General features: G+C 66.6%; 14 protein-coding genes. 8 read left to right on the top strand and 6 right to left on the bottom strand.

What is annotated here, in order from left to right; translation table 11 throughout:
- Positions 1 to 6 precede the first annotated feature (6 nt).
- Positions 7 to 2,802, bottom strand: a complete 2,796-nt coding sequence (locus ACIQ7H_RS12520) for an EAL domain-containing protein (protein WP_395791931.1) — start codon at positions 2,800 to 2,802, stop codon at positions 7 to 9.
- A 230-nt stretch (positions 2,803 to 3,032) separates the two neighbouring features.
- Here ACIQ7H_RS12520 and lptD point away from each other — a divergent pair, with 230 nt between their 5' ends.
- From lptD to ACIQ7H_RS12485, 7 genes are all read left to right on the top strand, one after another.
- Positions 3,033 to 5,309 (top strand): LPS assembly protein LptD, encoded by a 2,277-nt coding sequence (gene lptD / locus ACIQ7H_RS12515; protein WP_395791929.1) that lies wholly within the window; start codon positions 3,033 to 3,035, stop codon positions 5,307 to 5,309.
- Between the two features lie 146 nt (positions 5,310 to 5,455).
- The gene (locus ACIQ7H_RS12510) at positions 5,456 to 6,784 is read left to right on the top strand and encodes a peptidylprolyl isomerase (RefSeq protein ID WP_395791927.1); all 1,329 of its coding nucleotides are present in this window, start codon (positions 5,456 to 5,458) and stop codon (positions 6,782 to 6,784) included.
- A gap of 55 nt (positions 6,785 to 6,839) precedes the next feature.
- Positions 6,840 to 7,850, top strand: a complete 1,011-nt coding sequence (pdxA, locus tag ACIQ7H_RS12505; RefSeq protein WP_395791985.1) for a 4-hydroxythreonine-4-phosphate dehydrogenase PdxA — start codon at positions 6,840 to 6,842, stop codon at positions 7,848 to 7,850.
- Positions 7,847 to 8,629, top strand: coding sequence for a 16S rRNA (adenine(1518)-N(6)/adenine(1519)-N(6))-dimethyltransferase RsmA (gene rsmA, locus ACIQ7H_RS12500; RefSeq protein WP_395791925.1), 783 nt, complete (start codon positions 7,847 to 7,849; stop codon positions 8,627 to 8,629). Before pdxA ends, rsmA begins: the two co-directional genes overlap by 4 nt.
- 44 nt (positions 8,630 to 8,673) lie before the next feature.
- On the top strand, positions 8,674 to 9,069 hold the full coding sequence (apaG, locus tag ACIQ7H_RS12495) for a Co2+/Mg2+ efflux protein ApaG (RefSeq protein WP_395791923.1): 396 nt from the start codon (positions 8,674 to 8,676) through the stop codon (positions 9,067 to 9,069).
- Positions 9,069 to 9,905: a symmetrical bis(5'-nucleosyl)-tetraphosphatase gene (locus tag ACIQ7H_RS12490; protein ID WP_395791921.1), complete on the top strand. Its 837-nt coding sequence runs from the start codon at positions 9,069 to 9,071 to the stop codon at positions 9,903 to 9,905. Before apaG ends, ACIQ7H_RS12490 begins: the two co-directional genes overlap by 1 nt.
- A gap of 39 nt (positions 9,906 to 9,944) precedes the next feature.
- The gene (locus tag ACIQ7H_RS12485; RefSeq protein ID WP_395791919.1) at positions 9,945 to 10,505 is read left to right on the top strand and encodes a hypothetical protein; all 561 of its coding nucleotides are present in this window, start codon (positions 9,945 to 9,947) and stop codon (positions 10,503 to 10,505) included.
- Positions 10,506 to 10,627: 122 nt separating this feature from the next.
- Here the strand turns inward: ACIQ7H_RS12485 and ACIQ7H_RS12480 are convergent, their stop codons facing one another.
- The 4 genes from ACIQ7H_RS12480 to rpoE all read right to left on the bottom strand — a co-directional run bounded on the left by ACIQ7H_RS12480 (position 10,628) and on the right by rpoE (position 13,865).
- Positions 10,628 to 12,073, bottom strand: coding sequence for a DegQ family serine endoprotease (locus ACIQ7H_RS12480; protein WP_395791917.1), 1,446 nt, complete (start codon positions 12,071 to 12,073; stop codon positions 10,628 to 10,630).
- Between the two features lie 104 nt (positions 12,074 to 12,177).
- The gene (locus ACIQ7H_RS12475) at positions 12,178 to 12,615 is read right to left on the bottom strand and encodes a SoxR reducing system RseC family protein (protein WP_395791915.1); all 438 of its coding nucleotides are present in this window, start codon (positions 12,613 to 12,615) and stop codon (positions 12,178 to 12,180) included.
- A 15-nt stretch (positions 12,616 to 12,630) separates the two neighbouring features.
- Positions 12,631 to 13,272, bottom strand: coding sequence for a sigma-E factor negative regulatory protein (locus tag ACIQ7H_RS12470; protein ID WP_395791913.1), 642 nt, complete (start codon positions 13,270 to 13,272; stop codon positions 12,631 to 12,633).
- A complete protein-coding gene (gene rpoE, locus ACIQ7H_RS12465) occupies positions 13,269 to 13,865 on the bottom strand; it encodes an RNA polymerase sigma factor RpoE (protein WP_395791911.1) in 597 nt (198 codons plus the stop codon). The genes ACIQ7H_RS12470 and rpoE overlap by 4 nt, the downstream gene beginning before the upstream one ends.
- Before the next feature lie 298 nt (positions 13,866 to 14,163).
- Here rpoE and ACIQ7H_RS12460 point away from each other — a divergent pair, with 298 nt between their 5' ends.
- The gene (locus ACIQ7H_RS12460) at positions 14,164 to 16,206 is read left to right on the top strand and encodes a 3-hydroxyacyl-CoA dehydrogenase NAD-binding domain-containing protein (protein ID WP_395791909.1); all 2,043 of its coding nucleotides are present in this window, start codon (positions 14,164 to 14,166) and stop codon (positions 16,204 to 16,206) included.
- Between the two features lie 328 nt (positions 16,207 to 16,534).
- On the opposite strand, the gene ACIQ7H_RS12455 is transcribed toward ACIQ7H_RS12460, so the two are convergent.
- Positions 16,535 to 17,149 (bottom strand): hypothetical protein, encoded by a 615-nt coding sequence (locus ACIQ7H_RS12455; protein ID WP_395791907.1) that lies wholly within the window; start codon positions 17,147 to 17,149, stop codon positions 16,535 to 16,537.
- Between the last annotated feature and the right edge of the window lie 262 nt (positions 17,150 to 17,411).

The raw sequence follows: 17,411 nt of genomic DNA, 5'->3' as shown, positions 1-17,411 counted from the left end.
CGCGGCTCACGCCACGCCGCGCTGCAGCCAGCGTTCGAACTCGGCGGCCGGCAGCCCGGGTGCGAACAGAAACCCCTGACCGCGATCACAGCCCATCGCAACCAACGCGACGCGCTGCTCCTCAGTCTCGACGCCTTCAGCCGTCAGCACCAGGCCAAGATCGCGGGCGAAGCCGACCACGGTGCGCACGATCGCCCGATGGCGCGGGTTTGCATCCATATCGCGGATGAATCCGCGGTCGATCTTGAGTGCGTCGAAGGGCGATTCCGCGAAACTGTCCAGCGAGGAGAATCCGGTGCCGAAATCGTCCACGACCAAACCAGCCCCGGTCGATTTGAGCCCGGCCAAGCGCTCGGCTGTGCTGGCGAAATCACTGCGGAAGACCCGCTCGGTGACCTCGATGTGCAGGCTGGATGCCGGCAGCTGCGATCCCACCAGGGCCTCATGCACCCGCACTGGCGTAGTTGGAGCGGCCACCAGACGTTCGTCCATGTTGATGTTCACCGACAAAGCGGAATGGCCCGGCAAGGCCTGCCAGATCGCCAGCTGACTGCAGGCACTTTGCAGCACCCACAGATCGAGCTCGCCGATCAGTCCGGCTTCCTCGGCCAGCCCCAGGAAGTCGTTTGGCAGCAGCAGACCGCGACGCGGATGCAGCCAGCGCACCAAGGCCTCGCAGCCCAACGCACGTCCGGTGCTCAATTCGACAATCGGCTGGAAGTGCACCACGAATTCGTTGCGATCCAGCGCCTGCCGCAGGTCGGTCTGCAGTTCAAAGCGACGGCGCGCATCGGCGTGCATGACCTCATCGAACACCGCGAAACCCGCCTTGCCGGCCGCCTTGGCGCGGTACATCGCGGTATCGGCGTCGCGCAGCAGTTGCTCCGGCCAGCGGTACTCGGCATTGCCGAGCACGATGCCGATGCTGGCGCCGGAATAGACTTCGTGACCGTCGACGCTGAACGGCCGCTGGAACAGGCCGCTGATCCGCGCAGCCATTTCCAGTGCACGTTCGCGCGAGCACTCGCCGTGCGGCAGCAGGCTGAACTCGTCGCCGCCGTAGCGCGCGAGCATCGCCTCGCGCCCCAACTGCAGTGAAAGCCGCTCACTGATCGCCACCAGCAGGCGGTCGCCGGCGCCATGGCCCAGGCTGTCGTTGACCCATTTGAAGCCGTCGAGATCGAGAAACATCACGGCGTAGTCATGGGCGCCGCGGGCCTGCGCTTCGCCCAGCGTGCGCAGCAGCTGCTGCTCGAATTGCCAGCGGTTGGACAGGCCGGTCAAGGGATCGAAATTGGCGTGAAAGCGCAGCAGATGCTCGGCCTCGCGCTGCCGGCTGATGTCAACGACGGAACCGGTCAGCTCCATCCCCCGTGCATCTTCGCCGGTGCGCCGCACACTCAGATTCACCCACACCAGACTGCCGTCGCCGCCCAGCAGCCGGGTGACGAAGTCATTGACCACACCGCCATCGCGCAGCGCCTGCAGCAGGCGTTCGCGGTCGTCCGGATCAGCGTAAAGGCTGTGAACCTGCTGGATCGCGGCCAGCAGAGTCCGGGCGTCGACGTAGCGCAACATGTGGGCCATTGCCGGGTTCACTTCGATCAAGCGTCCGGACTCGGTCGAGCGGAACAGGCCCACCGGTGAGTTCTGGAACAGTTCGCGATAGCGCGCTTCGGCTTCTTCCAGCGCCTGTCGCTGGCGGCTTTCGGCGGTGATGTCGCGCATCACGCCGGTCGAGGCGATATCGCCCTGGTAGAGCAGCGCATCGGCGTGCACCTCGCAGCTGACGGTGTGGCCGTCGCGGTGCATCAGCCGGATCACGTAGCGCTGGGCGTCGAGCGCGCCGTCTTCGCGCGCCTGCCGCCGCGCCTCCTGCGCGGGATGGTCTTCGGGGCAGACGAAATCCATGTAGGTCAGGCCGTTCAGCTCAGCGGGCGCATAGCCGAGCATCCCGGCCAGGGCCTCGTTGACGAACACCAGCCGGCCGCGCTGGATCAGGAACACGCCGTCGCGGCAGTTCTGCACCAGGGCGCGATAGAGCGATTCGGATTCCCGCAGCGCACGTTCGGCTTCGCAGCGGTCGCTGATGTCGATCATCGAGCCTTCGTAGAACAGCGGATTGCCCTGCGCATCCACCACCGCGCGCGCGTTTCCGCTGATCCAGATCAAGTGGCCATCGCGCCGGCGCATCCGCAGCTGGCGGGAGTGCAGGCGGCCTGACCCTGCGAGTTCCTCGCGCGCCCGTTGCGCATCGTCAAGATCGGCATACAGGCCGCTGACATCGTCGCCGAGCGCCAGCAGCATGTGGCTCGGCGATTCGTAGCCGAAAATGCGCGCCAGGGCCGGGTTCGCGTCGATCAGGCCGGCTCCAGGCAGGCTCCGATACAAGCCTTCAGCGGCGTGCCAATACAGTGATCGATAGCTCTCACGCAGGGGGTCATCGGTTTCGCAGGCAAGCTGCTCCGGCGCGCTGTCGAGCAGGACGAACACCACCTCCTCGCCCCGCCAGACCGCCAGCTCGCAGCACAACCGACACAGCAGCACGCTGCCATCGGCGTGTCGCACCATCACCCGAAGCCCGGAGACTCGTCGCTGTTCGCGCAGTCGGCCCCAGATCGCGGCACGAACGGCCAAATCGGGCCACAGCCCGATCTCCAGCGGCGTCCGTCCGACCACCTGCTCCGGTGCATAGCCCAAGGCGCGCTCGAAGGCCGGGTTGATCTCCAGCACCACGCCGCGGTCGGCGCTGAGCACAGCCACAATGCTCTCGGACAGTGCGAACGGGTCGATCAGGCCCACAGTTTCCCCTTGCGCGATACGCCCGCCGACAACGCTCTGATGGCCACGACAGCAACAGTGCCCACCCTAGTCGTCCTTTGCCTGGTCCGGGCCCGATGCGTGCGGCGTTTGCCGGTCCACCGCGCTTTCCTGCAAGCTTAGGGCCAATACACGCGGCGCCGGCCGCCGCATTCCGCCGCCCGCCCGCGCGGGTTGAGGCCGCCGTCGACCCTCCCGCATCGAGCCCTGCCTTGAAACCGCATAACTCCACGTTTCACACAACCCGGCGCGCCTTCAACCGGCTCGACCGCAGCCCGCTCTGGCTCGCCCTCGCCCTGTTGCTGGCGCCACCAGCGTTCGCCGGCTCGCCAGCGCCCGAAGACCTGCCCGACTGGAGCTTCTGCCGACCGCTGCAGTACTTGCCCTTTTATCGTCCAGATCTGCCGCAAAGCGGCGATCGCCAGCAGTCGCCTGTCGACATCGCCGCCGACGATTTTCAGATCGGCGAGGACGGCAGCTACACCCTGCGCGGTTCGGGTGAACTGACGCGCGCTGATCAGTTTCTGGCGGCCCCGGTTCTGCGCTATTACCAGTCGCCAGCGCGCTTCGAAGCCCCCGAAGGGCTGCAGTACCAGGATCGCGCCCTGCTGATCGAGGCGCAGTCGGCCAGCGGCGACCTCGTTGCCGACCGTACCCGGCTGGAAGGCCTGCGCTATCAGCTGCTGGAGCTTCGCGGCAACGGCGTCGCCGCCGCCGCCAGCCTGGAAGGCGAACGCAGTGCGCTGGAGTCGGTCACCTACACCACCTGCGATCCTGATTCGGAAACCTGGCAGTTCCGCGCCGAGAACATCCTGCTGGACACCAGCACCGGCATCGGCAAAGCCCGCAATGCCCGGCTGGAGCTCGGCGGCGTGCCGGTGTTCTATCTGCCCTATGTCAGCTTTCCGATCGACGACCAGCGCCGCAGCGGCTTCTTGTATCCGGGCGTGGGCTCCGGCAACAGCAACGGTCTGGACCTGCGTCTGCCCTACTACTTGAACCTGGCACCCAACTACGACGCCACCTTGACCGCGCGCAGCCTCGGCCGCCGCGGACTGATGCTGGGCGGCGAGTTCCGTTACCTGGGGCGCAATTTCTCCGGTAGCGTCGAGGCCGACTGGCTGCCCAACGACGACGTCAGCGGGCGCGACCGCGGCGCCGTGCGCTATCGCCACAACGGCCGTATCAATCAGAACTGGACCGTGGGCGCCGACCTCAATCATGTCTCCGACGACCGGTACTTCGAAGATTTCGGCGACTCGCTGACCAGCATCAGCACCACCCTGCTCGAAAGCCAGGCCGGGCTGTTCGGCCAAGGCAGCCTCTGGCGCGCCAGCGCGGTGGTACGCGACTTCCAGCTGGTCGACCCCTTGATTCCCGACAGCGCAGCGCCGTTCCAGCAGCTGCCGCAGGCACGCTTCGCCTACGCGTTGCCGCTGGGCCCGATTCGGCTGGGGCTCGATTCTGAACTGGTCGCCTTCGGCCACGACGAGCGCGACGCCGGCCAACGCTACGATCTACGGCCATGGCTGCGGATGCCGATCGAGCGCGCCTACGGCTTCGTCCGGCCGGAGATCAGCTGGCGCCATACCGGTTACCGGCTGGAGCGAGGCTTTCTGGACAGCCTGCCCGAGCGCACGCCCGAGCGCAGCCTGCCGATTCTGAGCCTCGACTCCGGCCTGGTGTTCGAACGCCCGGCCCGGTTGTTCGGCCAGAATCTGCTGCAGACCCTCGAACCCCGCGCCTACTACCTGCGCGCGCCCTATCGCGATCAGGACGCGCTGCCGCTGTTCGATACGCAGGAGCTGTCTTTCAGCTTCGCCCAATTGTTCCGCTCCAACCGCTTCACCGGTGCCGACCGGCAAATGGACGCCAACCAACTCACGCTTGCAGTCGGCAGCCGCTTTTTCGACGCGGACGACGGCCGTGAACGTCTGGCCGCCAGCATCGGACAGATCCGCTACTTCGACCCGCCGCGGGTCGGGCTCACACCCGGCCAAGTGCCACTCGATCGCGACGCCTCGCCCTTTGTCGGCGAGATCTCGGTGAACATCAGCGAGCGATTCTCCGCCGGCATCGGCAGCCAGTGGGACAACGACGCCCGCCGCACCGACCTGTCGGCGGTGCGCGCGCAATATCGCTTCGGCGACGGCGGCGTGGCCAACCTCAGTTATCGCTTCCGCCGCACCGGCGGCGTGCCGGTGGAGCAGGTCGACAGTACCTGGCTGGTGCCGGTCAGCCCGGCCTGGCGTCTGCTTGGACGCTGGAACTACTCGATCGCCGACCGCTCGACCATCGAAGCCTTCGCCGGCCTGCAGTGGGAAAGCTGCTGCGTCGCGGTACGGGTGCTGGGTCGCCACTACGTGCGCAACCGCGAGGGCGAGAAGAACAACGCCCTGTACGTAGAGATCGAGCTGAAGGGCCTGGGCCGCTTCGGCCGCGACTCCGAGGAGCTTTTGCAGCGTGCTATTCTCGGCTACTCGCGTTGAGCGCAGGCTGCGGCGCCGCGACGCTTGTTTAAGCCGCGTCCATGCGCCCCATGCCAGCCTTGGCCGCGCGCTGCAGCCGTCCGATCGCGTTCGCCCGGTCCCGCTGCCGTACTCCTGACCACCCGACCTCACGAGACCGTTCACACATGAACCGGATCGCCCCGCTTCGACTGCTGCGCCCCGCCTGTTTCACCGGACTCCTGACCGCACTGTTCGGCCTCAACCTTCTACAACCTGCCCAGGCCCAGCTCGCCGTGCCGATGGCGCCGGTGGAAAGCGTGGTCGCAGTGGTCGAGGAGGATGTGATCCTGCGCAGCGAGCTGGACCGCGCCATCGCCAACATCCTGACCCAGTACGCCGACCGCCGCGACCAGTTGCCCCCGCAGGCCGCACTGGAGAAGCAGGTGCTGGAACGCCTGATCCTGGTCAAGCTGCAAGTGCAGCGCGCGCGCGAAGGCGGCATCCGCGTGCAGGATGCCGAGGTCGAGGATTCGATACGCCGCATCGCCGAGCAGAACAACATCACCGTCGATCAGATGCGCGCGCAGCTGGCGGCGGACGACATCGACTTCAGCGAGTTCGCGCAGTCGCTGCGCGACGAGATCACGGTGCAGCGCCTGCGCCAGTCGATCACCCAGAGCCGGGTCAATGTGAGCGAGAGCGAGATTGACATCCTGTTGGCCGGCGACAGCCTGCAAACCGGGCAGATTCGCGCCGCCAACATCCTGGTCGCCTTGCCCGACGGCGCAACGGCTGAGCAGATCGAGCTGGGGCGGACCAAGATCGAAGGCGTGCGCGGGCTGATCGAGCGTGGCGAGATGACCTTCAACGCGGCCGCGATCCGCTACTCGGATGCGCCCAACGCGCTGGAAGGCGGCGACCTGGGCTGGCGCCGCTTTGACGAGATTCCGCCGCTGTTCGCGCGCATGCTCGAAGGCATGCAGCCGAACCAGGTTTCGCCTGCGGTCCGTGGGCCGGGTGGCTTTCAGCTGTTGCAGCTGACCGATCGCCGCGAGGCCGGCCCGGAAAAGGTCACCGAATACAACGCTCGCCACATCATGGTGCGCATCACCGAAGTGGTCGACCGCGCCCAGGCTGAGGCCCGCATCCAGGCGCTGAAAGCGCGGCTCGACGCCGGTGAGGATTTCGCCGCCTTGGCCAAGGGCGAATCGGACGACAGCATGACCCGCAACCAGGGCGGCGACATGGGCTGGTTCCCCGTCTATGGCTGGGGTCAGGCGATCGGCGACAACCTGCTGACCTTGGAAGACGGCCAGACCTCGGCGCCGTTTGCCAGTGACACCGGCTGGCACGTCCTGCAGCGCTTGGGATCTCGCGAGCAGGACGTCACCGAGAAGGTGCGCCGCGATGAAGCCCGCGAAGCGATCGCCCGCCGCAAGGCGGAGGACGAGTACGAGCGCTACCTGCGCCAGATCCGCGACGAAGCCTACGTCGAAACCCGGCTGGCCGGTTGAGCAGATGCACCGCATGCAGCGGCCCGCGTCGGCGCTGCACGCTGTGACCGGGCCGATGTCGGCTTCGGCAGATGCGAGGCCGGTCCGTCTGCTGCTGATTGCCGGCGAACCCGCCGGCATCGGCCCCGAGCTGGCTCTGAAGTTGGCCCTGCGTGAACGCCCCTGCGAGCTGTTGGCGCTTGCCGATAGCGCACACCTGCGCGCACTCGCAAGCCACCTCGGGCTGGCCGTACAGATCAACGACTACAGCGGCGGCGCCATCACCTGCGCCGCCGGCCAACTGAGCGTGCTGACCGAGCCGCTGGCACACACGGTCGAACCGGGCCTGGTCGATGTCGCCAATGTCCCGCAGCTGCTGCGCTGCATCGACCGCGCAATCGACCTGTGCCTCGACGGCAGCTTCGATGGGCTGGTCACCGGCCCGGTGCACAAGGCCATCATCAACGCCGCGGGCGTTCAGTTCAGCGGCATGACCGAACGCTTGGCCGCGCGCGCCGGTGCCGACGATGTGGTGATGATGCTGGCCTCGCCGACGCTGCGGGTCGCACTCGTCACCACGCATCTACCGCTGTCGGCGGTGCCGGCCGCGATCACCGCCGAACGCATCGCCCGCATCGCGCGTCGCTTGCACCTCTCGCTGCAGCAGGATTTCGGCCTGCCCCAGCCGCGCATCGCAGTGCTGGGTCTGAACCCGCATGCAGGCGAGGACGGCCACCTGGGCCGCGAGGAGATCGAGATCATCAGCCCCTGCCTGCACGCGCTGCGTGCCGAAGGCCTGAACCTCGGTGGCCCGCTGCCGGCCGACACCGCCTTTCTGCCGCAGGTTCTGAAGGACTATGACGCGGTACTGGCGATGTACCACGATCAGGGCCTGCCGGTGCTGAAGTACAGCGACTTCGAGCAGGCGGTGAACATCAGCCTCGGCCTGCCCTTCGTGCGGGTTGCGGTCGATCACGGCACCGCGCTCGCCCTGGCCGGCACCGGCACCGCCGACCCCAGCAGCCTGATCGCCGCATTTGAAACGGCCTTTGCCATGGCCAGCCACCGCAGAGCCGCCCGCGCATGAGCCACCAGACCAAGAAATCCCTCGGCCAGCACTTCCTGGCCGACCCGGCGATGATCGAAAAGATCGTCTGCGCGATCGGCCCGCAGCCCGGCCAACGGCTGATCGAGATCGGCCCCGGTGCCGGCGCGATCACGCGTCCGCTGCTGCAGCGCCATGGCGCGCTGACCGTGATCGAATTCGATCGCGATCTGATCGCACCACTGACTGCACTCGGCGCTGAGCTGGGCGCCGAGCTCAACATCGTGCATGCCGATGTGCTGACCGTCGACTTCACCGCGCTGGCCGGTGACCAGCCGATCCGCCTGGTCGGCAACCTGCCCTACAACATCTCCTCGCCGATCCTGTTTCATGCGCTCGACCACCTGCCAGTGATCACTGACATGGTGTTCATGCTGCAGAAGGAGGTGGTCGATCGCATGGCCGCCGCGCCCGGCAGCAAGGTCTATGGCCGGCTCTCGGTGATGCTGCAGGCGCGCTGCAAGGTGACCCCGCTGATCAAGGTGCCGCCGGGCGCGTTCCGGCCGCCGCCGAAGGTCGATTCGGCGGTGGTGCGGCTGGAGCCGCGCCCGGCCGATGAGCTCGGCCTGCAGCAGCCGGCGCTGTTCGAGCGCGTGGTGCGTGCGGCCTTCGCGCAGCGCCGCAAGACCTTGCGCAATGCGCTGGGCGAGGTCTGCAGCGCCGAGCAGATGCAGGCGCTCGACATCGATCCCGGCGCCCGCGCCGAGACCATCGCCGTCAGCGACTACGTGCGTTTGGCCAATGCCCTCGGCGCAGCCTGAACGAATCGCGACCTGCAGCGGCGGGCGAGGCTAGAATGCCGCGCATGACTACACCACCCACCATGCAGACCGGCGCCTTGATCGTGGTCGAGGTCCGCAGCGCCTATCTGCCGGAACAGTCGCAGCCGGAGGCCAACCGCTACGCCTTCAGCTACACGGTCCGACTGTCCAACCGCGGCAGCGAGCCGGCAAAGCTGGTTGATCGCCACTGGATCATCACCGACGCTGACGCCCGCGTTGAGGAAGTCCGCGGCGCCGGCGTGGTCGGCGAGACGCCGCATCTGGCGCCCGGCCAGAGCTACGAATACACCTCCGGCGCCGTGTTGCGCACGCCAGTGGGGCGGATGCACGGCAGCTACGGCTGGATCACCGACGACGCGCTGCGCTTCCGTTCGCCCATCCCCGAGTTCGTGCTCAGCATGCCGCGCGTTCTGCACTGATGGCCGTCTACGCGATCGGCGACATCCAGGGCTGCCTGGATCCTCTGCAACGCCTGCTGGACGCGATCCGCTTCGACCCGGCCAATGACCGTCTGTGGTTCTGCGGCGACCTGGTCAACCGCGGTGGTGATTCACTCGAAGTGCTGCGCCTGATCCACTCGCTGGACATCCACAGCACGGTGGTGCTCGGCAATCACGACCTGTCCCTGCTGGCAATTGCTGCGCGTCCGGAGAACGAGCGCCGTCGCACCAATGCCGAGCTGCAGAAGGTGATCTTCGCCGACGACGGCCCGCAGCTGCTCGACTGGCTGCGTACGCGTCCGTTGGTGCATGTCGACCAAAGCCTGGGCTGGATGATGCTGCATGCCGGGCTGGCACCGAAGTGGACGGTGAAGATCGCCCGCGCCCGCGCGCATGAGGTCGAGCAACGCCTGGCCGGGCCCAACCACGCCAAGCTGCTGCGCAGCATGTTCGGCAATCAGCCCGCCACCTGGAGCCCGAAGCTCGACGGCATGGACCGGGTCCGCTCGATCATCAACATCTGCACGCGGATGCGCTTCTGCTCGCCCAAGGGCACCCTGGATTTCGACGAGAAAGGTCGCCCGGGCAGCCAGAAGGCCGGCCTGTATCCGTGGTTCGAAGTGCCCGGCCACGCCGAGCGCGAACTGAAGATCGTCTGCGGCCACTGGTCCACGCTCGGGCTGTTCCAGGGCCTGGGCGTACATGCCATCGATACCGGCTGCGTGTGGGGCGGCAAACTGACGGCGCTGCGTCTGGACACTGAGATTCCGCAGTTGATACAGGTGGCCGGAAAGTTCGGTGGCAAACCCGAATAGGCCGCCCTGCGCCTCGTCACGCCCCCTGGAGCCCTGCGCATGAACCCGTTTCCCCGCATCAGCCTCAGCCTACTTGCAGGCGCGCTGTTGTTCGCGTTGCCGCACTCCCGCAGCGCTGCACAGGACACGCAAGCCGAAGACGCCGTTGAGATCGACCCTGCCGCGGCCGAAAAGGCCGCCAAGAAGGTGGTCACGGACAGCCGGCTGCTGACCGCGGTCGAAGCCGAGGGCCTGAAGTTTTCGGTGGCCAGCAATGGAAATCTTGAGGTGCTGATCGACTACAGCGAAGAGTCGCGTACCCAGCAGGTGTATCTGCAGTCGAAGACCTTCCGCTACGACGACAACGAGTTCCGCGACGTGTATTCGATCGCCTACCGCTTCGACGCCGCAGCCGGGCTTGAGCCCGCGCTGGCGCAGCGCCTGCTGGAGGCGAGCAACAGTTTCACCCTGGGTTTCTGGGCGACTCAAGAAGGCACCGTCTACTGCATCGTCCGCCTGCCGGCGCGCGCCACGCCCAGCCAGGTCCGCGACGCAATCATGTTCGTCGCCGCTGAAGCCGATGAGCTGGAGAAAGAGCTTCTCGGCAGCGACGAGTTCTGAAATGCACAGGCCGCGGTGGGCTTCCCCGCCGCGGCCTGCTGATCAAGGGTGGGCCTTCCGTGGCCCCCGGGCAAACCCGGAATTCTGCCGCCGCGCACCACGGCGCGGCGGGCCTGGACGTATCAGCGCTCAGGCGCGTTCGTCTCGTCCTCGCGCGACGGCGTCACGGTGACGAAGCTGGTCTGCTCGCCGCGGCGGATCAGCAGCATCACCGGCTCGCCCGGCTTGGCGTCCTTCACGGCCGCATTGAACTCGGCAGCGCTGCCGACACTGGTGCGGCCCACCATCAGCACGACGTCGCCCTCGCGCAGCTCGGCGCGGCGTCCGGCAATACCGCGAATGCGCTGGATAACCACGCCCTCGCTGCTCTTCAGCCCCAGCGCTTCGCGCTGTTCCGCAGTGAGATCCTGCACATCCAGGCCCAGCGGGTTGGTCGGGGCCGCCGAACCATTGCGCTCAGCGCCGCCCGCCTGCTGCGATGCATCGCGCGGCAGTTCGCCGACCGTGACCGCCAGCTGGCGCTCGCGGCCATCGCGGAACACGGTCACATCGACCTTGGTGCCCGGGCGGGTTGCGCCGACGGCCGGCGGCAGATCACTGCTGCGGTTGATCGTTGTGTTGCCGAACTTCAGGATCACATCACCGCGCTGGATGCCGGCCTTCTCGCCCGCGCTGTCCGGGCTGAAGCCGTTGACCATCGCGCCGCCCGGGCGCGGCAGACCCAGCACCTGCGCCGCTTCGCGTGTGACTTCCTGGATCTGCACGCCAAGCAGGCCGCGCGCCACGAAGCCGGTGTCCTTGAGCTGCTCGACCACGTCCATCGCGACCTCGATCGGAATCGCGAACGAAACGCCCATGTAACCGCCGGTGTTAGAGAAGATCTGCGAGTTGATACCGACCACCTCGCCCTTGATGTTCAGCAGCGGGCCACCGGAGTTGCCGCGGTTGATCGGCACGTCGGTCTGGATAAAGGGCACGTACTGCTGACCGGTCATCTGCGAGGAGCGGCCCAGCGCGCTGACGATACCGGCGGTGACCGAGTGCTCGAAGCCGAACGGCGAGCCGATTGCGACCATCCACTGGCCGGGCTTGAGTGCGCTGGAGCTGCCGATCTTCGAGGCCGGCAGGCCGGTTTCCTCAAGCTTGAGCAGGGCGACGTCGCTTTGCGGGTCGCTGCCGACCACGCTGGCTTCCAGCTCGCGGCGGTCGCGCAGTCGCACGATCACCTGATCGGCGCCATCGATCACATGGTGATTGGTCAGCACATAGCCATCGCTGGAAATGATGAAACCTGTGCCCATCGAGGTGCGGTCGCGCGGCATCTGCGGCATGCCGGGCTGCTGCTCGAAGAAGCGCCGGAAGATCTCCGGCATTTCCTCTGCGTCCATGTCGTTGGGGCCCTGGCGCGCCGCCGCTTCCGCGGTGCGGGTGGCTTCGATATTGACCACCGATGGGCCGGCCGCTTCCACCAGCTCGGTGAAGTCGGGCAGGGTCTGGGCTTCGACCGAGCCGGCCAGCATCAGCACGGCGCCAAGCCAGAAGGAATGCAGCGGGTGTGTGGTGCTCATGGGCGTCGAACTTCCTCATGGGTTTGGGTTTGAAGAGGCGTGCGGGCGCAGGCCTCGCGATTCAAGCTGCCTGGCTGCGTGTCGGACCTTGCTTGGCCGGGCTGCTAGGTAGATCCACCGTCGCCGTCGCGCGCCGCTGTCGGCGCGCTGCCGCGCAGTTCGGGCTGGCTGATCGGGACGCGCTTTGAAAGCAGAAGGGCAAGCGAAGTTCCACCGACCGCGCCGACCGCAGCGGCCACATCGCCCCAGGCCTGCAGTGCAGCAGCGCCCAGCAGCAGCCCGAGTACCGGCAGGCCGTAGCCCAACAGCGCCTGGCGCTGAAGTTGGCCCGAGGGCAGGTAAAGGACGACGCGTTGACCGACAGCCCAAGGCTGGCCGGTCGCAGGATCGGTCGATGCAGGCAGGCTCAGCGAGCTGTCGGTACGGCCGCCGAACACCTGGCAGCGACCACCGCAGCCGCCACAATCACTGCACTGACCCAGCAGGCGCAGCTCGACGCGATCTGTCGCGACCTGCACCACCTCCGCCGCGCGTTCGCTCACGGCGGGCGCTGCGGATTAGTGCGCGTTCGCCGCGCGCAGCGGCGGCTGCAGAGATTCGAGCGGTGCGGCGTTCGGCATCAGCGGCGAATACGGCACCAGCACCAGCCGGCCGTCGGGCTGCAGCACCGGAACGTAACGCACCGGAACCGAGCCGGTCATCGGCAGTGGATACGCACCCATGCCACTCTGCCCGGCGACAGTGTGCGCAGCACGCGACAGATCGGGGCGCAGGTCCTGCTCGCGCAGGCCGGTGGGCGCCACTTCGGCCAGTTCGCTGCCCGGCGCCTGCAGCGGCGAGTTCGCCTGCGGCACGGTGATGATCGCAGCCAGTGCGACGGCCGCCGCCACTGCGCCGCCGCCGATCCAGCGTGCAATGCCGTGGCCATAGCCACGCGCCGGTGCCGACTCGGCCTCGATCGCAGCCTGCACCCGCGCGCTGAAATCCAGCGGCAGCGGCGGGCCGGCTTGCCCGCGCAGGCTGTCACCGATCAAGTGGTAGTTCGACCACGCGGCCTTGAGTTCAGCGTCGGCGGCCAGGCGCTTCAGCAGGAAGCGACGACTGTCGGCGGCCAGCTCGCCGTCGGCATAGGCCGAGAGCTGCTCGCGCGTCTCGGCGCTCGGATCAACAGGGGCGTCGTCGCTGCGGTGGGTGTTCATGGACGGACTCGCTCGTCGGTGCCCATCATCGGGCGCAGTTTCTGGTCGATGGCGTCGCGGGCGCGGAAGATCCGCGAGCGCACGGTGCCGATGGGGCAGCCCATGGTCTGGGCGATGTCTTCATAGCTGAGGCCATCAACCTCACGCAGGGTGATGGCGATGCGCAGTTCATCCGGCAGCGCTGCGACCGTAGCCGCCACGGTGCGTTCAATCTCCTGCCGCGCGAGTTCATGCTCGGGTGTGTCGGTGTCGCGCAGCCAGGTGCCGCCGTCGTACTGCACGGCGTCGGATGCGTCGATGTCGTCGGTGGGCGGGCGCCGGCCACGCGCCACCAGATGGTTCTTGGCGGTGTTGACCGCGATCTTGTACAGCCAGGTGTAGAACTGCGCGTCGCCGCGGAAGTTACCCAGCGCGCGGTAGGCGCGGATGAAACTCTCCTGGGCGACGTCCTGGCATTCGCTCCAGTCGTTGATGTAGCGCGAGATCACGCTGACCAGTTTGTGCTGGTACTTGCGCACCAGCAGATCAAAGGCGCCCTTCTCACCTGCCTGCACACGGCGGACCAGCTCGTAGTCGATTTCGTTCTCGGCCATGCGCGGCCGCTCGGCGGAGGACTCGACCGCAGCAGGTTCAGCAGGGACAGGTTCAAGACGGGAAGACACGGTCGGGGGCATCTCCCGCGGGTTGAGGACAGGGAAATCGAGAGTGTTCATGGCGAGGACGGCGTTCATACCGGCCTGCGACCCTCGGTTTAGTGTGAAAGTTCACTTCGACTTGGCCACCCTACGCCACCGGATTGACCGCAGCATGCAGCAGTCCGGATCATAGCCCCTCGATTCACCTGGCGTGGCGGGCCGAACCTGTCCGCCCGCCCCTCTGCAGGAGACTCCCATGTTCGACGGCTTGCGCTTCAATCACTGGCGCGCGGAAGTGCGCGACGACCGCGTGGTGGTCCTGACTTTCGACCGCGCGGCATCGAGCGTGAACACGCTGGCGCGCGCGGTGCTGGAAGAGCTCGAACAGATCATCGAACGCGTGGCGATCGAGAAGCCAAAGGGCCTGGTGGTGATCTCGGGCAAGACGGCCGGTTTTGTCGCCGGCGCCGACATCGGCGAGTTCAAGGTCTATCACGAGCGCGGCACCGTGTTCGAGTCGATCCGCTACGGCCAGAACGTTTTTCAGAAGCTGTCGGAACTGCCCTGCCCCACCGTCGCCGCGATCCACGGCCACTGCATGGGCGGCGGCACCGAACTGGCGCTCGCCTGCCGCTACCGCGTCGCAAGCACCGACGACAGCACCCGCATCGGCCTGCCCGAAGTGAAGCTCGGCATCTATCCCGGCTGGGGCGGCAGCGTGCGCCTGCCGCCGCTGGTCGGCGCGCCGGCCGCCTTCGACATGATGCTGACCGGCCGTGCACTGTCGGCCAGCAATGCGCGCGCGATCGGCTTGGTCGACAAGACCTGCGAACCCGCCGTGCTGCTCGACACCGCACTCGGCCTGCTCAAGCGCGGAGTACAGCGGCCGCTGAAGCAGCGCCTCACCGCCTGGGCCACCAACTGGTGGCCGGTGCGGCAGGCGCTGGCGCCGATGCTGGTCAAGAAGGTCAGCCGCAAGGCACGCAAGGCGCACTACCCGGCGCCGTTCGCGCTGATCGAAACCTGGCGCCGCAGCGGCGGGCCGGTCGAGGCGCGGCTGGTGGCCGAGGCCAAGTCGGTTGCCAAACTCGCAAACACGCCGACCGCCCAAAACCTGGTCCGCGTGTACTTCCTGCAGGAGCGGCTGAAGAGCCTGGGCGGTAAGTCGCACGACATCCACAACGTGCATGTGGTCGGCGCCGGTGTGATGGGCGGCGACATCGCTGCCTGGTGCGCACTGCGCGGCTTCGAGACCACCCTGCAGGACCGCAGCCTGGAACAGGTGCAGCCGGCGATTGCGCGTGCCCACACCTTCTACGAGAAGAAGATCAAGCGCGAAGACAAGCGCGCCGGCGCGATCGCGCGGCTCAAGGCCGATGTCGAAGGCGCAGGCGTGGCGAAGGCGGATCTGGTGATCGAGGCGATCTTCGAGAACCTCGATGCCAAGCGCGCGCTGTACGCCAAGGTCGAGGAGACCCTGCCCGCGGGCGCCCTGTTGAGTTCGAACACCTCGTCGATCGCGCTCGACGATCTGCGCGCGGAGCTGAAACATCCGGCGCAGTTCGCCGGCCTGCACTTCTTCAACCCGGTCGCGATGATGCCGCTGGTCGAGATCGTTCGGCACGACAGCATGGATGCCGAAACCGAGCGTCGCCTGGCGGCGTTCTGCCGCGCGATCGACAAGCTGCCGGTGCCGGTCGCCGGTACGCCGGGCTTTCTGGTCAACCGTATCCTGATGCCCTACCTGCTGGAGGCGATGACCTGCTACAGCGAGGGCGTGCCCGGGCCGGTGATCGACAAGGCCGCACTCGCCTTCGGCATGCCGATGGGCCCGATCGAGCTGGCCGATACCGTCGGCCTGGATGTCGCCGCCAGCGTCGGCAAGATCATGGCCGAGTTCCTCAACCTGCCGATCCCCAGCGGCCTCGACAGCCTGCTCGCCTCCGGCAAGCGCGGCCGCAAGGACGGCCAGGGTTTCTATACGTGGGAGAACGGCCGCGCCAAGAAGCCCGAGGTGCCGAAGGAGTACAAGGCACCGGAAGACCTGACCGATCGCCTGGTGCTGGCCTTCGTCAACGAGGCCGTGGCCTGCCTGCATGAGGGCGTGGTGGCCGATGAAGACCTGCTCGATGCCGGCGTCATCTTCGGCACCGGCTTCGCCCCCTTCCGCGGCGGCCCGATCGCCTACGTCCGCGCCGAGGGTGCGGCCAAACTCAAAGCGCGATTGGAACAACTCGCCACCCGCCACGGCCCGCGCTTCAACCCGCGGCCAGGTTGGGATGCGCTGATCGGCGGCTAGCCCACCCGCGTGTGACTGAACAAGTGACTGAGGCGGCCCCATGCGGAGCCGCCTCAGTTGTTTCAGGCACGATCGGCGCGCGGTGGCTGCTGCTCGCCCACGTGCTGGCGCGTGGCTTCCGCCGTTGCCACAGCTACGGTCTGCCGCAGCTCGACGCACGCACCTGCTGCAGCACGTGAGGACGGTGAGGCCACCCCGTCCGCATCAGCGCCGGGATGGCACCGGCAAAATCCCGAAACACCTTTTCCATAAGAAAGGTCGAAGGCCTCCACCATGCTTGTTCAACCACCGCATCGGAGCGCGGCTGCTCGCGATCTATCCTTTTGCGTTAGGCGTCAACGCGATCGACGCCGCCTGACGGAAACATGATGAAGACCCGCTTTGCGCGAAAACCCATGGAGGAAAGCGTGCTCCGAACTCTTTCCGCTTGTTCCTCTTGTCGGGCCTCGAACCCCTTGAACGCTGGGCAGGCGCTGACGTTGAAGACCACAACCGCATCCGAATAGTCTTTCAGAGCCTTCTTGGATGCCGTGCGCTCGATGATCGGGATCAGTTCTTCGAAGTCATCTCCAGGGTCACCAACGCGCAGGCCTCCAATCCCAGACTCGGCAAGCTCACGGCCTATTGACGCTCTAGCACTCCCGTCAATAGGATTTGCAATCTCTACTCGCTCCAATAGTCGCCCTTCTGCATCGTGAACTTCCGCGTCGAAACCTTGATTGCCAAGAACCGGCGAAACTTTGCAGCTTTCGGGATAGACCGCCGCCGCAAACTTGGCCAGTGGCACGATCTCATCGAAGAACTCTTTGAGGTAGCCTCTACGAAGATGGCCAGCGGTTCGGAGTTCGTCGTCCGTCTTTGCACGCTCCCGGACCGATTCAACGAAGGCAAGAAGCTCTTGCGGCGTTCGAGGCTGTTGGATTTCTTCCGGTGAAAGTGGCATGCGATTGGCCTTTGACACCCAACGCCTGAGTCAAGCCGCCAAAGAAAATCGCGAAGCGCTTGATTGGTCCGCTTAAGCGAGTACGTTAGGCGGCATCGTCGGGATCTTTCCGATCATCGTCAATGACGGTGTGGGTAGTCTTACTTGTGGGATTCTTGCCGGTGATCTCCTCGTAGAGAACCGGAACGCGTCAACCCCTTTGAGACAGCCTGTTCACCAGATAGCTGTCATTCGTTCTCCTGAGTGGCGGATTCGCTCATGC

This window comes from Aquimonas sp., from assembly GCF_044377145.1.
GTDB lineage: Bacteria > Pseudomonadota > Gammaproteobacteria > Xanthomonadales > Xanthomonadaceae > Aquimonas.
This window is presented reverse-complemented; position numbering and strand designations above follow the sequence as displayed.

What these genes read in the sequence shown, in the direction of transcription:
- ACIQ7H_RS12510 (WP_395791927.1), top strand. Translation starts at nt 5,456, where the DNA reads ATGAACCGGATCGCCCCGCTTCGACTGCTGCGCCCCGCCTGTTTCACC.
- pdxA (WP_395791985.1), top strand. Translation starts at nt 6,840, where the DNA reads ATGTCGGCTTCGGCAGATGCGAGGCCGGTCCGTCTGCTGCTGATTGCC.
- rsmA (WP_395791925.1), top strand. Translation starts at nt 7,847, where the DNA reads ATGAGCCACCAGACCAAGAAATCCCTCGGCCAGCACTTCCTGGCCGAC.
- apaG (WP_395791923.1), top strand. Translation starts at nt 8,674, where the DNA reads ATGACTACACCACCCACCATGCAGACCGGCGCCTTGATCGTGGTCGAG.
- ACIQ7H_RS12490 (WP_395791921.1), top strand. Translation starts at nt 9,069, where the DNA reads ATGGCCGTCTACGCGATCGGCGACATCCAGGGCTGCCTGGATCCTCTG.
- ACIQ7H_RS12485 (WP_395791919.1), top strand. Translation starts at nt 9,945, where the DNA reads ATGAACCCGTTTCCCCGCATCAGCCTCAGCCTACTTGCAGGCGCGCTG.
- ACIQ7H_RS12480 (WP_395791917.1), bottom strand. Translation starts at nt 12,073, where the DNA reads ATGAGCACCACACACCCGCTGCATTCCTTCTGGCTTGGCGCCGTGCTG.
- ACIQ7H_RS12470 (WP_395791913.1), bottom strand. Translation starts at nt 13,272, where the DNA reads ATGAACACCCACCGCAGCGACGACGCCCCTGTTGATCCGAGCGCCGAG.
- rpoE (WP_395791911.1), bottom strand. Translation starts at nt 13,865, where the DNA reads ATGGCCGAGAACGAAATCGACTACGAGCTGGTCCGCCGTGTGCAGGCA.
- ACIQ7H_RS12460 (WP_395791909.1), top strand. Translation starts at nt 14,164, where the DNA reads ATGTTCGACGGCTTGCGCTTCAATCACTGGCGCGCGGAAGTGCGCGAC.
- ACIQ7H_RS12455 (WP_395791907.1), bottom strand. Translation starts at nt 17,149, where the DNA reads ATGCCACTTTCACCGGAAGAAATCCAACAGCCTCGAACGCCGCAAGAG.